Source organism: Rhizobacter sp. OV335 (genome assembly GCF_900142965.1).
Taxonomy (GTDB): domain Bacteria; phylum Pseudomonadota; class Gammaproteobacteria; order Burkholderiales; family Burkholderiaceae_C; genus Rhizobacter.
Genome location: NZ_FRCQ01000002.1, coordinates 40,061 through 54,611 on the forward strand (window position 1 = coordinate 40,061; position 14,551 = coordinate 54,611).

Genomic DNA, 14,551 nt, shown 5'->3' on the forward strand with positions numbered 1-14,551 from the left:
GCCTGAATCAGAACAACGAAGGCTTCGCATGCAACGGATCGTGATCGTCGGTGGTGGCGCCGGTGGGCTCGCGCTGGCGACCCAGCTCGGCAAGTCGCTCGGGCGCAAAGGGCTGGCGGAGATCACGCTGGTCGACGCGGCGCGCACGCACGTCTGGAAGCCGCTGCTGCACCAGCTCGCGGCCGGCAGCTTCGACACCCATGCCGAAGAGATCGAGTTCCTCGCGCAGGCGCGCGGCCACCACTTCAAGTTCCGGCTAGGCCGGCTGTCGGGTGTCGACCGTGCCGCGAAGACAGTGCAGCTGGATGCGAGCTACGACGAGGGCGGCCGCGAGATCACGCCGGCGCAGACGCTGGCCTACGACACGCTGGTGATCGCGGTCGGCAGCCAGACCAATGATTTCGGCACCACCGGCGCGGCCGAGCACACCATCAAGCTCGACAGCCCGCCGGCCGCCAAGCGCTTCAACGACCGGCTGATCAACGCCTGCATCCGCGCGCAGAGCGTGCCGCGCGCGGCCGGCAGCGGGCGCCTGACGGTGGCCATCGTCGGCGGCGGCGCCACCGGCGTCGAACTGGCCGCCGAGCTGCATGCCGCGGCGCGCGTGCTGGCGAACTACGGCTTCGACCACATCCACCCCGAGAAGGACCTGCAGATCGTGCTGGTCGAGGCGGCGCCGCGGCTGCTCTCGCAACTGCCCGAGCGGCTGAGCGAAGCGGCGGTGCGCGAGCTGCGCAAGCTGGCGATCGAGGTGCACACCAACGAGCGCGTGGTCGAGGTGACCGCCGACAGCCTGCGGATGGCGAGCGGCAAGGTGATCGGCTCCGACCTCACGGTGTGGGCGGCGGGCGTGAAGGCGGCGGACTTCCTGCGCACGCTGGGCGCGTCGAACGGCCAGGACGCGCTGGCGACCAACAAGCTGAACCAGCTGATGGTCAACGGCAACCTGCAGACCACGCTGGATCCGGCCATCTTCGCGTTCGGCGATTGCGCGGCCTGCCAGCAGCCCGACGGCACCTGGGTGCCGCCGCGCGCGCAGGCCGCCTACCAGGAGGCGATGTACCTGGTGAAGGCGATCCCGAAGCTGCTGGCCGGCCAGCCGGTGAAGCCGTTCGTGTTCAGCGACAAGGGCTCGCTGGTGTCGCTGTCGGAGTACTCGTCGGTCGGCAGCCTGATGGGCAGCCTGACGCGCGGCAGCTTGTTCATCGAAGGGCGGCTCGCGCAGTTCATGTACTGGGCGCTGCACAAGCAGCACCAGATGGCGCTGGGTGGCTTCTGGCGAATGGTGCTGGTGACCTTGTCGGAGTTTCTCGACCGGACGTATCGACCGAAAATCAAGCTGCATTGACTTCTGCTGCCCATCCCGATCGCCGGCTTGCGCCATGTTCAAGTTTCTCAAGGGCCTGGACGGCCGCGTGGCGCCCGCAGCGACGCTCCCTGTGACCGATGACGACCCCGCCGCCTTGAGGCGATCGGCCACACAGGCACTCGGCGAGGGGCGGCTGGCTGATGCGGCTCGCTTGTACCAACGCTTCGCCGAGCACGATCCGACCGATGCGGAGGTCTTCACGGCGTGGGGGGGCGCCCTCAAGGAGGCGGGCCGCAACGCCGAGGCACAGTCGGTTCTGGCCACCGCAGCCCGGCTGGCGCCGCGATCGGCAGACCCTCTCTACCTGCTGGGCGAGCTGGCGCAGGCAGCGGGCCGGCCGGCGCAGGCCATCGCGTACTACCGCTCCGCGCTGCAGGCCCAACCCAGCTTTGCGCCCGCCTGCGCGCCGTTGTGCCGTTTGCTGTACGAGCAGGGCGATCTGGCCGGTGCGTCGGCGGTGATGCGCGGTGCGATCGAGTTCCACCCCGACCGTGCCGACTTCCACCTGTTCGCCGGGTACGTGACTTTTTCGCAGCAGGGACCTGCGCAGGCTGTGCAGGCCTTCGAGCGCGCGTTGGCGCTGCAGCCCGGGATGCCAACGGCCCGCTCCAACCTTGTCGTCGCGTTGGAGGCGAGCGGGGATACCCTCCGGGCGCTGGACATCACCCGCGAGATGCTGGCGGCGGAGCCGGCCCGACCGGAGTTGCGCATCGCGGTCGGGCGGCTGGCGTTCGAGGGGCGCCTGGCCGGGCTGGGGCAGGTCGTGCCGGTGCGAGCCGATGGTGGGGCGGATGCGGAGCAAGACCCCGGGGATGCCCCGCCGATGCAGCTGGTGGTCGAGGGTTGGCGCGGCATCAACCACTCGTTCGCGCTGATCCACCAGTGCCAGATCCTCGAACTGCTGCGGCGACGTGATGTCGTGCTGAGCTGCCGCGACCTGCCCTTCGCGCTCGGGCACTGGAACCCGCGCACGGTGCCTGCGGGATTCGAGCCGGCCGAGCAGGCGAAGATCGACGCAGTGCCTGTGGTGCCCGAAGGTGCAGCCGCGGACGGCGTCTACCGCATCAGCTCACCGTTCGCCGCGCCGCAGCTGCACGACTCGCGAAGGACCTTCACCTACATGGTCACCGAGTGCGGCTTGACGCAAGCGAACTTCGCGGACGGCCGCATGGACATCCGCCGCTTCACGGCGGGCGGCAACCGCGTCGTCACTTCCAGCCTGTGGTCCAAGCAGCGCCTGGTCGACGAGGGGCTGGACGCCGACGACATCGACATCGTCACCTGCGGCGTCAACCGCGAGGTGTTCGCGCCGCTCGAGCCGTTGCAGCGCGCCGAATGGCGCCGCCAACTGGCTCTGCGGGAGCACGAGATCGTGTTCCTGAACCTCGGCGCGGCGTTCTGGAACAAGGGCGTCGACCTGTTGATGCTGGCTTTCGCCACGCTGCGGCAGCGTCGCCGCGATATCCGGCTGATTCTCAAGGACCAACGGGCGGTCTACGCCGTCACGACAGCCGAGAACACCCTGCGCGACCTGTCGAACCGGCATCCTGCCCTCTTCACGGCCGAAACGATCGACGCCATTGCGCTGGTTGGCAGCAATCTGTCTCAGACCCGTCTGGCCGGGCTCTATGGCGTGGCCGATGGCTATGTCTCGCCCTACCGTGCCGAGGGGTTCAACCTGCCGGTGCTGGAGGCGCTGGCCTGCGCGGTGCCGGTGATCGTGACCGACGGCGGCTCGACGGATGACTTCTGCCCGCCGACAGTGGCGACTCGCCTGCCCAGCAGGCTGCTCAGCCGCGACGGCGACGAACCGGGCCGGCCGGCACACTATCGCGAACCCGACTTCGACGCGCTGGTCGAAGCGATGTCGCGCCTTGCTGCCGGCGACGCGATCGACCGCAGTGCCTTCCGCCGGCACCTCGATCGCCTGTTGCCCACCAAGTCCTGGACGGCGGCAACGGCGCAGCTGGTGGACGCGATGCGCAGGTCGAACTAGGGGCCGTTCAAGGCGTCGAGTTGGGCGGGCGTGCCGACGTTCTCCCACGCGCCGCGCCACACCTCGGCGCTGATGCGCCGCTCGCGCATGCCGGCGAACAGCAGCGGGCCGAGCGCCGCCTTCGTGCCCGGCGCGATGCCGGCGCACAGCGACGCGCGGCACAGCGCGAGGTTGGCGTAGGTCCAGCGCAGGCCGTCGGGCCCGGCGGCGTCGGCCAACCCGAAGCCTTCGGCATCGAGCCCGAAATCACCCTTCGCATGGAACGCCGGGTTGGGCACCAGCCACAGGTGCGCCAGCAGCGACCCGGCGGCGAAGCGCGCGCCTTGCTCGGCGTCAAAGCGGAAGCCGGGGGCGTGGATGTCGCCCGAGACAACCCAGAAGCACTCGTCCGGCCGGTCGACCAGCAGCGGCAGCGCCTTCGCGATGCCGCCGGCGGTCTCCAGCGCGCCGCCGTGGTCGCGCCCTTCCATCGAGTAGCGGATGCGCAGGCCCCAGCGGCTGCCATCGCCGAGCGCGGCGGGGATCTGCTCCTCCAGCCATGCGGTGTTGATCACCACCTCGCGCACGCCGTCGCGCGCCAGCGCCGCCAGGTGCCATTCGATCAGCGGCTTGCCGTGCACCGGCAACAGGGGCTTCGGCGTCGCATCGGTCAGCGGCCGCATGCGCTCGCCACGGCCGGCGGCCAGGATGATGGCCTTCATGCGGCGCCCCGCAGCAGCGATTGGCGTTCGACCCGCGCCGGCTCGAACACCCCGAGCAGCGCCTCGAGCAGCGCATGCGCCTTGGCCGAGTTGTCGGCCCCGAGGTTGCAGACGTAGACGTCCAGCGTCACCCCGCCCAGCTCCGGCCAGGTGTGCACCGCGAGGTGCGATTCGGCCAGCAGCACGACGCCGGTCACGCCGCCCGGCGCCGGGAAGCGGTGGAACAGCTCGCCGACCGGCTGCAGCGCGGCGGCCGCGACGGCCGCGAGGCAGCGCCGCCGCAGCGCGTCGGGCTCGGTCATCGCGGGGTTGCCGGGGGCGCAGCCGCGCAGGTCGGCGGTGAGGTGCAGGCCTTGCATCGGCAGGATTATCGGTGGCGCCTAAAATGCGCCGCTTCCGCCCCCGCGCCCCGACGCGATCGTCCCGAACCCAACCCCAGGAGCCGCCCGGCATGACTGCCCTCGCCCACGACACCACCTTGATGGCGAACGCCATCCGCGCCTTGGCGATGGACGCCGTCCAGCAGGCCAATTCCGGCCACCCGGGCGCCCCGATGGGCATGGCCGACATGGCGGTCGCACTGTGGGGCCGCCACCTGCGCCACAACCCGGCCAACCCGCACTGGGCCAACCGCGACCGCTTCGTGCTGAGCAACGGCCACGCGTCGATGATCCTGTACGCGCTGCTGCACCTGACCGGCTACGACCTGCCGATGAGCGAGCTGCGCAACTTCCGCCAGCTGCACAGCAAGACCCCCGGCCACCCCGAAGTGGGCTACACCCCGGGTGTCGAGACCACCACCGGCCCGCTCGGCCAGGGCGTCACCAATGCCGTCGGCATGGCACTGGCCGAGAAGCTGCTGGCCAAGGAATTCAACCGCGACGGCCATGCGATCGTCGACCACCACACCTATGTGTTCCTCGGCGACGGCTGCCTGATGGAAGGCATCAGCCACGAGGCCGCCGCGCTGGCCGGCGCCTGGCGCCTGAACAAGCTGATCGCGCTGTACGACGACAACGGCATCTCGATCGACGGCAAGGTCGCGCCGTGGTTCATCGACGACACGCCGAAGCGCTTCGAGGCCTATGGCTGGAACGTGATCGCCGCCGTCGACGGCCAGGACTCGGCCGCGGTCGATGCCGCGATCACCGCGGCCAAGAAGGCCGACAAGCCGACGCTGATCTGCTGCAAGACGACCATCGGCAAGGGCTCGCCGAACCGCGGCGGCACCTCGAAGGCGCACGGCGAGGCGCTGGGCGCCGACGAGATCAAGCTGACCCGCGAGGCCCTCGGCTGGACCTGGGAGCCGTTCGTGATCCCGGAGCAGGCCTACGAGCAGTGGGACAGCCGCGCCGACGGCCTGGCCGCCGAGACGCAGTGGGTCGACGCGTTCGAGGCCTATTCGAAGGCGTTCCCGGAGCTGGCCGTCGAGTTCATCCGCCGCATGGACCACGAGCTGCCGAAGAACTTCCCGCAGCTGCTGCTCGACACCGCGGTGGCCGCCAACGCGAAGGCCGAGAACGTGGCCAGCCGCAAGGCCAGCCAGATCGCGCTGGAGTCGTTCACGAAGGCGCTGCCCGAACTGCTCGGCGGCAGCGCCGACCTGACCGGCTCGAACCTGACCAACACCAGCAGCACGCCGCCGCTGCGCATGGAAGCCGACGGCTCGCCGAACGGCGGGCGTCACATCAACTACGGCGTGCGCGAGTTCGGCATGGCCGCCGTCATGAACGGCATCGCGCTGCACGGCGGCTTCATCCCGTACGGCGGCACCTTCCTGACCTTCAGCGACTACAGCCGCAACGCGATCCGCATGGCGGCGCTGATGAAGATCCGCGTGATCCACGTGTTCACGCATGACAGCATCGGTCTCGGCGAAGACGGCCCGACCCACCAGTCGGTCGAGCATGCCGCGGCGCTGCGCCTGATCCCGGGCCTGGACGTCTGGCGCCCGGCCGACACCGCCGAGACCGCGGTGGCCTGGGGCGCCGCGATCGGCAACTCGGGACGCCCGAGCGCGCTGCTGCTGTCGCGCCAGAACCTGCCGTACGCGCCGAAGGCCGAATTCGCGGCCGGCGAGCCGCAGGCCGCCGTCGACACCATCGCGAAAGGCGGCTACGTGCTGGCCGAGCCGAGCGAGGTGGGCCTGAAGAAGAAGGCGCAGGCGGTGATCATCGCCACCGGCTCCGAAGTGCAGCTCGCGCTGCATGCGCAGCAGCTGCTCGCGAAGCCCGAGAACGGCGGCATCGCGGTGCGCGTGGTCAGCATGCCCAGCACCTCGGTGTTCGACCGCCAGGCCCCCGCCTACAAGACCAGCGTGTTGCCGCAGGGCGTGCCGCGCATCGCGGTCGAGATGGGCGTCAGCGACGGCTGGTGGAAGTACGGCTGCGCCGCGGTGGTCGGCATCGACACCTTCGGCGAATCGGCCCCGGCACCGGTGCTGTTCAAGCACTTCCATTTCACGCCGGAGAACGTGGCCGACACGGTGCGTGTCGTGCTGGGCAAGTAAGTGATGGATGCGGTCGACAAGCGTCGGTGGGCAACGTTCTCCGGCATGGCAAGCCTGCTCTTCGTGAGTGCTGCGTGGGGGCAGGCCGCGCCAACACGCTGCGCGTCGATGCTGGACGTGCCTTCGCTCGCTCGCCGAAGCGGACCGGCCTTCAAGTACCCGGAGGCGGCGTTTGCTGCCGGCCATGAAGGTACCGTCGGCTTCCAGTACCACTTGATCGATGCATCAGGCAAGGTTGCGATCGACTGCGTCTATCAGGGCAGTGGCGACGAGATCATCGACGCGGCCGTGGTCGAAAGAGTGAATTCGTCGCGCTACCACCTGCCGAAAGGGTTCGAATGGGAGCGTGACAAGGGACGCCGCTACCAGGACACCGCGGTGCTCAGTTGGAATGCGGAGAGCCTGGCTCGCGCCGATCCGGCCACGGTTGCCGCCGCCATCGCGGAGAGGTTGATCCATGCCCCCGAGATTCCTGGCGTGCATCTGGCATATGCCTTTGAGGGCACCACCAACTTGCGGGCCCGCGTGAACGACTCGGGCTCGGTGGAGATGGTCAGCATGCTGCAATCATCCGGCGATACCAAGCTCGATGCGATCGCCATGGCGGCCATGCTGGCCTACAAGTTCAAACCGGGCGATCCTTTCTCGGTCGACCGGGCATTCAGTTTCAAAATCAACTGATCGACGGCCGTCGCTCAGCTTCACCCCAAGGAGATCTCATGACCATCAAGATCGGCATCAACGGCTTCGGCCGCATCGGGCGCATGGTGTTCCGCGCGGCCGTCCAGAACTTCAAGGACATCGAGGTCGTCGCGATCAACGACCTGCTCGAGCCCGACTACCTCGCCTACATGCTGCAGTACGACTCGGTGCACGGCCGCTTCGACGGCACGGTGGCGGTCGACGGCAACACGCTGATCGTCAACGGCAAGAAGATCCGCCTGAGCGCCGTGAAGGACCCGGCCGAACTGAAGTGGGGCGAGGTCGGCGCCGACATCATCGTCGAGGGCACCGGCATCTTCCTGACCAAGGAGACCGCGTCCAAGCACATCGCCGCCGGCGGCAAGAAGGTCGTGATGACCGGCCCGTCGAAGGACGACACGCCGATGTTCGTGTTCGGCGTCAACGACAAGACCTACAAGGGCGAGGACATCATCTCCAACGCCTCGTGCACCACCAACTGCCTGGCCCCGCTCGCCAAGGTGCTGAACGACAAGTGGGGCATCAAGCGCGGCCTGATGACCACGGTGCACGCCACCACCGCGACGCAGAAGACCGTCGACGGCCCGAGCAACAAGGACTGGCGCGGCGGTCGCGGCATCCTCGAGAACATCATCCCGTCGTCGACCGGCGCGGCCAAGGCCGTCGGCGTCGTGATCCCCGAGCTGAACAAGAAGATCACCGGCATGTCGTTCCGCGTGCCGACCTCCGACGTCTCGGTGGTCGACCTGACGGTCGAGCTGAACAAGGAAGCGACCTACAAGGAGATCTGCGCCGAGTTCAAGGCGCAGTCCGAAGGCGCGCTGAAGGGCATCCTCGGCTACACCGAGGACAAGGTCGTCGCGACCGACTTCCGCGGCGATGCCCGCACCTCGATCTTCGACGCCGATGCCGGCATCGCGCTCGACAGCACCTTCGTGAAGCTGGTGGCCTGGTACGACAACGAATGGGGCTACTCGAACAAGGTGCTCGAGATGGTCCGCGTGATTTCGAAATAATCGCCATCGCGATTGCCGCTGGAAGGCCTCCCACGGGAGGCCTTTTTCATGGCCGGCCGCCTGCCGTGCAGCGACCGATGTGTTGCCATCCGTTGAATGTGCACGCCCTGCGGGGCAGAGTTGTCTCCAAGCGTGTCAGCCGATGTCCGGTTCACCCCTGGACACACCGCCGCTGCCTACACTGGCCGTTCCGGGCCGCGAGCCCCTCCAGGTTGTCCCATGAAGCGACTCATCTCCTGCTGCATCGCCTCGCTGCTGGCCCTGGCGCTCGCGCCGGCCGCATCGGCCGCCGAACAGGCGCCCACCGTGCGCAAGATCCCCGCCGAGCTGCAGGCGCGGGTGATCGTCAAGTTCAAGGCCGATTCGAGTGCGATGCGGGCGCTGTCGGTCGCCGGCGGCAGCACGCAGGCCGCGCCGCAACAGGCGCAGACGCTGTCGCAGCGGCTCGGCCTCGCGCTCAGCGACGGCCACGCGCTGACCACGCGCAGCCAGGTCGTGAAGGCGAGCGGGCTCAGCTCGGCCGAGCTGGCGGCGCGCCTGTCGGCGCTGTCGGATGTCGAGTACGCCGTGCCGGACGGCCGCCGCCGCGCGTTCGCGGCGCCGAACGATCCGCTGTATCTGGGTGGTGGATCCGTGTCGCCGTCCGTCGGCCAGTGGTACCTGCGCGCATCCACCAGCAGCGTGGTGTCGGCGATCAATGCCGAGACGGCCTGGGCGATCACCACCGGCAGCAGCAGCGTCGTCGTCGCGGTGCTGGACACCGGCATCCGCCCCGACCACCCCGAGCTCACCAACAAACTGCTGCCGGGCTACGACTTCGTCAGCGATGCGGCGACCGCGAACGACGGCAGCGGCCGCGACAACGACCCGAGCGACCCCGGCGACTGGATCACGTCGGCCGAGGACGCCAGCGGTGACTTCGCCGGCTGCGGCGCCGAAGGCAGCAGCTGGCACGGTACGCAGACGGCCGGCCTGGTCGGCGCATCGACCAACAACGGCAGCGGCATGGCCAGCATCGGGCGCGACGTGAAGCTGCTGCCGGTGCGCGTGCTCGGCAAGTGCGGCGGCGACGACAGCGACATCATCGCGGCGATGCGCTGGGCCGCCGGCTTCACGGTGTCCGGCGTGCCGGTCAACACCAACCCGGCCAAGGTGCTGAGCCTGAGCCTCGGCGGGTCGGGCACCTGCTCGCAGGCCTACAAGGACGCAATGACCGAACTGACCGCTGCCGGCGTCGTCGTCGTCGCGGCGGCCGGCAACGACGGCCTGGCGGTCAACGTGCCGGCCAACTGCCCCGGCGTCGTCGGCGTGGCCGGCGTGCGCCACACCGGCAGCAAGGTCGGCTTCTCGAGCCTCGGGCCGGAGCTGACGATCGCCGCGCCCGCCGGCAACTGCGTCAACACCAGCGGCGCGTGTCTCTATCCGATCCTGACGACCACCAACACCGGCAGCACCACGCCGGGCACCAGCACCTACACCGACAGCGCCAACCCGTCGCTCGGCACCAGTTTCTCGACACCGCTGGTGGCCGGCACGCTCGGCCTGATGTTCTCGGCCGACCCGGCGCTGACGCCGGCCCAGGCGATCAGCGTGCTGAAGAGCACCGCGCGCGCGTTCCCGACCACCGGCGCAGCCGCCGGCGTGGTGGCCTGCCATGCGCCGACGGCGACCGCGCAGAGCGCCGAGTGCTACTGCACGAAGACCACCTGCGGCGCCGGGCTGCTGGACGCCGGCGCGGCGGTGGCGGCCGTGGCCCAGGTGGTGGCGCGCATCGACACCAGCTCGGCCAGCACGACGGCAGGCTCCTCGGTCACGTTCGACGGCAGCGGCTCGTCGGCACCGGCCGGCCATGCGATCACCGGCTACCAGTGGGCGCTGACCGCCGGCAGCGGCATCGCCAGCTTCACCAGCGCGACCAATGCCGCGACCGCGACGGTCGCGACAACGGCGGCCGGCAGCGTCACCGTGAGCCTGACCGTCACCGACGACGCCGCGGCGCAGGCCACCAGCACCGCGTCGGTCACGGTCAATGCAGCCACGACGCCGGGACGGCCCGGCACGCCGACAACCCCGGCCACGACGCCCTCCACCTCCAGCGGCGACAGCGGCGGTGGCGCCCTCGGCTGGCCGTGGCTGGCCGGCCTGCTGGCGGCGGTGCTGGCGCTGCAGGCGTCGTCGCGCGCGCGCCATCGCGCCGCCCGCCGCCAGACCCTTGCACACAACTCGACGCCTCGCCTTGGGGCATGATCTCCGCTCGACGGAGACACCCATGCGCCACTTTCTGACACTCCCCAGCGCCCTCGCGGTGCTCGGGGCCCTGGCCGCCGGCCACGCCGCTGCCGCCTCGCCCCAGCCGGAACGGTCCCTGACAGTCACATCGAAAGCGCCCCGCGCGCTCGGGCTGCTGGTCAAGCTGAAGGATGCGCCGTCGCACGAACAGGCCGCGGCCCTCGGCACCACGAAGGTGGGCACCGAACGGCTGCAGGGCGTGATGCGGACCGCCGGCCTCGCCGCGCTGAAGATCTCGCCGAACGGGCGCGCGGCGCAGCGGGTGGATTTCGACCACGTGCTGTCGGCCGGCGAGGCGGCCACGCTGGCCGCCAGGCTGCGCGCGCAGCCGGAGGTCGAGTGGGTCGTCCCGAATGACATCGAGCGCCGGCTGGCGCTGCCGACCGACCCGCGCTTCCCGAAGACGGTCAGCACCACCGGACAGTGGTGGCTGCAGCCGGTCAGCGGATCGGACGCGAACGTGGCGAGCGACCGGATGCGCGGCGTGCCCGGCGTGCAGGGCGCGTGGGACACGACGACCGGCAACGCTGCGGTCACGATCGCGATCCTCGATTCGGGCGTCACGACGCACCCCGACCTGTCGGCCGCGCGCTACTGGCCGGGCCGCGATTTCGTCTCGGAACTCGCGTATTCGAACGATGGCAACGGCTGGGACACTGACCCGAGCGATCCGGGCGACTGGGTCACGCAAGCCGACCTCAGCAGCCCCGACTTTGCCGGCTGCGGCGTCGAAGACAGCTCGTGGCACGGCACGACGACGGCCGGCATCGCGGCCGCGGCCAGCAACGACGGCGTCGGCGTGGCCGGCGTCAACTGGACCAGCCGGGTGCTGCCAGTGCGCATCTCCGGCAAGTGCGGCGCGACGGTCGGCGACATCGTCGACGGCATGCGCTGGGCCGCCGGCCTGCAGGTGCTCGACGGCAGCAACAACACGATCCCCGTCAACCCGCACCCGGCCCGCGTGATCAACCTGAGCTTCGGTGGCAGCAACGCGTGCAATCAGGCGTACCAGAGCGCCATCGACGATGTGGCCGCGGTGAAGACCGTCGTCGTCGCGCCGGCCGGCAATGAAAGCGGTGGCGTGACGCGCCCGGCCAACTGCAGCGGCGTGGTCGGCGTTGCCGCGGTGAACCGCGACGGCTTCAAGGCCAGCTACTCGAACTTCGGCCCGAGCATCCAGATCGCGACGGTCGGTGGCGACACGTCGCAGATCGGCAACTGGGGCAGCACGGTCAACGACGACGGGCTGTTGACGATCAGCAACAGCGGTTTCAGCACGCCCGGCACCGGCAACTACGTCAACGTGTTCGGCACCAGCTTCTCGACCCCACTGGTGTCCGGCGTGCTGAGCCTGATGGTCAGCGTGAACCCCAACCTGACGACCGCGCAGCTGATCGACGGGCTCAAGCGCAGCGCGCGGCCGCACGTCACGTCGCCGGTGGTCGGGGCCTGCGCGAATTCGAACCCGGGGCGCTGCATCTGCACGACGAGCACCTGCGGCGCCGGCTTGATGGATGCGGCACAGGCACTGGTGTATGCGGCGAACCCGACCGGCTACACCGCGCCGAACTGGTCGTCGGTGGTGATCAACACGCCGGCACTGCGGGCCGCGGCGGCGCAGGGGCAGGATCTGGCGGCGAATGGGGGGAGCGACAACCCGGGCAATCCGAACGATCCGCCGATCAACCCGCCGGGCGACAGCGGTGGCGGTGCGCTGGGGTTCGGCTGGCTGTTGGGGCTGCTGGCGGCGGTGGCCGCGCTGCGGCGCAAACACCATTCGGCCTGAACACCGCTCGCCCTGAGCTTGTCGAAGGGTCGGGGCTTATTTCGAACAGCTGCCGAAGGGCCGCCCCAGCAGCGCGTCGGACTTCAGCGCCATCACCTGCGCCCACAGCGCGTCGTCGGCGCGCGGGATGCGCAGCGCGTGGCTCACGCCGGGTGCCGACAACTGCGCGACACGGGCCGTGCGCACGCCGCGCTGCGTCAACTCGGTCAACGCCTTGTCGGCCGAATCCTTGTTGTCGAACCGGCCGAGCGACAGGCCGACCTCGAACTCGGGCGCGTTGCGCAGCTCCTCGTACGGCACCTTCATCCGCTTGAGCTCGTCTTCCTTCTTCTGCAGGCCTTCGCGGTTCGGGTACCTGCCCATGTAGACCATCCAGACCGCCGGCAGCTCGTTCTTCACGCTGCTCCAACTGCCGGGCGGCAACGCGGCCTGCAGCGCCGCCTCGGCGGTACTGATCTGCGCCGGCGTGTACGGGCCGGCCTCCAGGCAGGCCAGCGCCGGCTCGCCGGGGCCACCGGCCGGCGCCGTGGTGGCGCTCGCCGGCAGGATCCGCACGCTGTCGGCACGCACCTGGCGCGCCAGCCGCTCGGGCTCGCGGTCGCCCTGCGCGCGCACGCCGACCACGCCGTCGAGCTGCCCCTGCGTCCAGGCATAGAAGCCCAGGTTCGCCAGCAGCAGCAACAGCACGATCGCGCGCAGCATCAGGCGTCCTCGGCCTGCGGGTCGGGCGCACCGCCGTCGGACGGCGTCAGGCGCACGCTGACCTCGCCGCTGCCGACCTCGCGCGTGCCCTCGGCGGTGCTCACGCGCAGCATGCCGTTGGCGCTGACGCCGTCGGCGATGCCCTCGGCCACGTCGGCCTGCGTCGTCGTGATGGCGCGGCCGCGCAGCAGGTCGCGGGTGGCGAAGCGGTCGACGAAGGCACCGAAGCCGCGCCGGTTGAACTCGATCAACGCCTTCACCAGCGGCAGCGCCACGCGGGCCAGCGTGCCGGGCGCGGTCAACGTGGAGTCGAGCTCCTGCACGCAGCCGTAGCCGGTGTTCAGCTCGGTGGTGGCATGCATCGGCTGCACGTTGATGCCGATGCCGATCACCGCCAGCCGCCGCGGGCCGGCCGCCACCGTCTCGATCAGCACGCCGCCGAGCTTGCGGCCGATCCGGGCCCCTTCGGCGCCCGGCTCCATCAGCCACAGGTCGTTCGGCCACTTCAGGCCGATGCGCGGCGCGCCGGCGTCGCCCGGGGCGCGCGGGTCGAGCGCCTCGGCCAGCGCGACGCCGACCGCGAGCGACAGCCCCGACCAGTCGGGCGGGTTCATCGGCAGCGACAGCGAGAAGGTCAGCGAGGCGACCGGTGCGGCCTTCCAGACCCGGCCCATGCGGCCGCGCCCGCCGGTCTGGTGCTCGGCCACCAGCAGGCAGGGCTGCACGTCGGCGGCGCGCCGGCCGAACGCGGCGCTCTCGACGCTGCGGCGCACCTGCACCAGCTCGGCCGCGGCCTCGTCGATCGCGCTCATGTTGACGCGGGCGCGCTCGAGCAGTGCGGTGTTGGTCGACGAGATGCGCGCGACCACCTCGATGCTCAGTCCCGGCAGCAGCGGCTCGAGCTGCTGCCACAGCGCTTCGGCACCCCAGTGCTGCGGCGTCGGCGCGGGCAGCGTCGGATCGAGGGGGTCGTCTTCGGGGTGGTCGCTCATCGCAGCCTCAGCGCTTCGGGGCCAGCATCGTGCCGCGGCAGTTGCGGGTGCCGCAGCGGCATTCGTATTCCTTCTTCAGCTTCGGCGTGTAGCGCTCGTCGATGATCAGGCCGTAGTCGTAGAACAGTTCTTCACCGGGCTTGATGGCGCGCCGGGCCTTGATGAACACCCGGCCGTCGATCTCGTCGGATTCGCAGTTCGGCGTGCAGGCATGGTTGATCCAGCGCGCCGCGTTGCCGCCGTACTTGGCGTCGATCGCCATGTCGCCGTCGAGCTGGAAGTAGAAGGTGTGGTTCGGATCCTTCGGGTCGTGCGGGTGGCGGCGCAGCGCCTCTTCCCACGGAATGACCTCGCCCTTGTACTCGATGACGACCTCGCCGCGGGCGATCGGGGCGATCGCGAACACGCCCTTGCCGTGCACGCCGGAGCGGCGCACCTGGATGCGCCGGCCGGCGGCGGCCGCCTGGCCCGCGGCTTTCACGGGGGTCG

12 protein-coding genes are annotated in these 14,551 nt (G+C 70.2%); 7 read left to right on the forward strand and 5 right to left on the reverse strand.

Annotated features, from left to right (window positions below):
* Positions 1–28 precede the first annotated feature (28 nt).
* On the forward strand, positions 29–1,348 hold the full coding sequence (locus tag BUE42_RS02030; protein WP_073462445.1) for an NAD(P)/FAD-dependent oxidoreductase: 1,320 nt from the start codon (positions 29–31) through the stop codon (positions 1,346–1,348).
* Positions 1,349–1,382: 34 nt separating this feature from the next.
* On the forward strand, positions 1,383–3,365 hold the full coding sequence (locus BUE42_RS02035) for a glycosyltransferase (protein WP_073462446.1): 1,983 nt from the start codon (positions 1,383–1,385) through the stop codon (positions 3,363–3,365).
* Here the strand turns inward: BUE42_RS02035 and murU are convergent.
* Together murU and speD are read right to left on the reverse strand one after the other, a co-directional pair.
* Positions 3,362–4,066 carry an N-acetylmuramate alpha-1-phosphate uridylyltransferase MurU gene (gene murU / locus BUE42_RS02040; protein WP_073462447.1) on the reverse strand — a complete coding sequence of 235 codons (705 nt, stop codon included), beginning with the start codon at positions 4,064–4,066 and terminating at the stop codon, positions 3,362–3,364. The two genes, BUE42_RS02035 and murU, sit on opposite strands and share 4 nt — an antisense overlap.
* Positions 4,063–4,425, reverse strand: coding sequence for an adenosylmethionine decarboxylase (gene speD / locus BUE42_RS02045; protein ID WP_073462448.1), 363 nt, complete (start codon positions 4,423–4,425; stop codon positions 4,063–4,065). The genes murU and speD overlap by 4 nt, the downstream gene beginning before the upstream one ends.
* Before the next feature lie 92 nt (positions 4,426–4,517).
* Between speD and tkt the strand changes: the two genes are divergently transcribed.
* From tkt to BUE42_RS02070, 5 genes are all read left to right on the forward strand, one after another.
* A complete protein-coding gene (gene tkt, locus BUE42_RS02050; protein WP_073462449.1) occupies positions 4,518–6,575 on the forward strand; it encodes a transketolase in 2,058 nt (685 codons plus the stop codon).
* 3 nt (positions 6,576–6,578) lie between these two features.
* Entirely contained in the window at positions 6,579–7,256 is a 678-nt protein-coding gene (locus tag BUE42_RS02055; RefSeq protein ID WP_083613817.1) for a TonB family protein, read from the forward strand.
* 38 nt (positions 7,257–7,294) lie between these two features.
* Entirely contained in the window at positions 7,295–8,293 is a 999-nt protein-coding gene (gene gap, locus BUE42_RS02060; protein WP_073462451.1) for a type I glyceraldehyde-3-phosphate dehydrogenase, read from the forward strand.
* Positions 8,294–8,512: 219 nt separating this feature from the next.
* Positions 8,513–10,540: a S8 family peptidase gene (locus BUE42_RS02065; protein ID WP_073462452.1), complete on the forward strand. Its 2,028-nt coding sequence runs from the start codon at positions 8,513–8,515 to the stop codon at positions 10,538–10,540.
* A 22-nt stretch (positions 10,541–10,562) separates the two neighbouring features.
* On the forward strand, positions 10,563–12,368 hold the full coding sequence (locus tag BUE42_RS02070) for a S8 family peptidase (protein WP_073462453.1): 1,806 nt from the start codon (positions 10,563–10,565) through the stop codon (positions 12,366–12,368).
* A 36-nt stretch (positions 12,369–12,404) separates the two neighbouring features.
* On the opposite strand, the gene BUE42_RS02075 is transcribed toward BUE42_RS02070, so the two are convergent.
* From BUE42_RS02075 to BUE42_RS02085, 3 genes are read right to left on the reverse strand one after another with little or no spacing between them, the layout of a single operon-like run.
* The gene (locus tag BUE42_RS02075; protein ID WP_073462454.1) at positions 12,405–13,070 is read right to left on the reverse strand and encodes a hypothetical protein; all 666 of its coding nucleotides are present in this window, start codon (positions 13,068–13,070) and stop codon (positions 12,405–12,407) included.
* On the reverse strand, positions 13,070–14,062 hold the full coding sequence (locus tag BUE42_RS02080; RefSeq protein ID WP_073462455.1) for a biotin--[acetyl-CoA-carboxylase] ligase: 993 nt from the start codon (positions 14,060–14,062) through the stop codon (positions 13,070–13,072). The genes BUE42_RS02075 and BUE42_RS02080 overlap by 1 nt, the downstream gene beginning before the upstream one ends.
* Before the next feature lie 7 nt (positions 14,063–14,069).
* On the reverse strand, positions 14,070–14,543 hold the full coding sequence (locus tag BUE42_RS02085) for an SET domain-containing protein (RefSeq protein ID WP_056803783.1): 474 nt from the start codon (positions 14,541–14,543) through the stop codon (positions 14,070–14,072).
* Positions 14,544–14,551 lie beyond the last annotated feature (8 nt).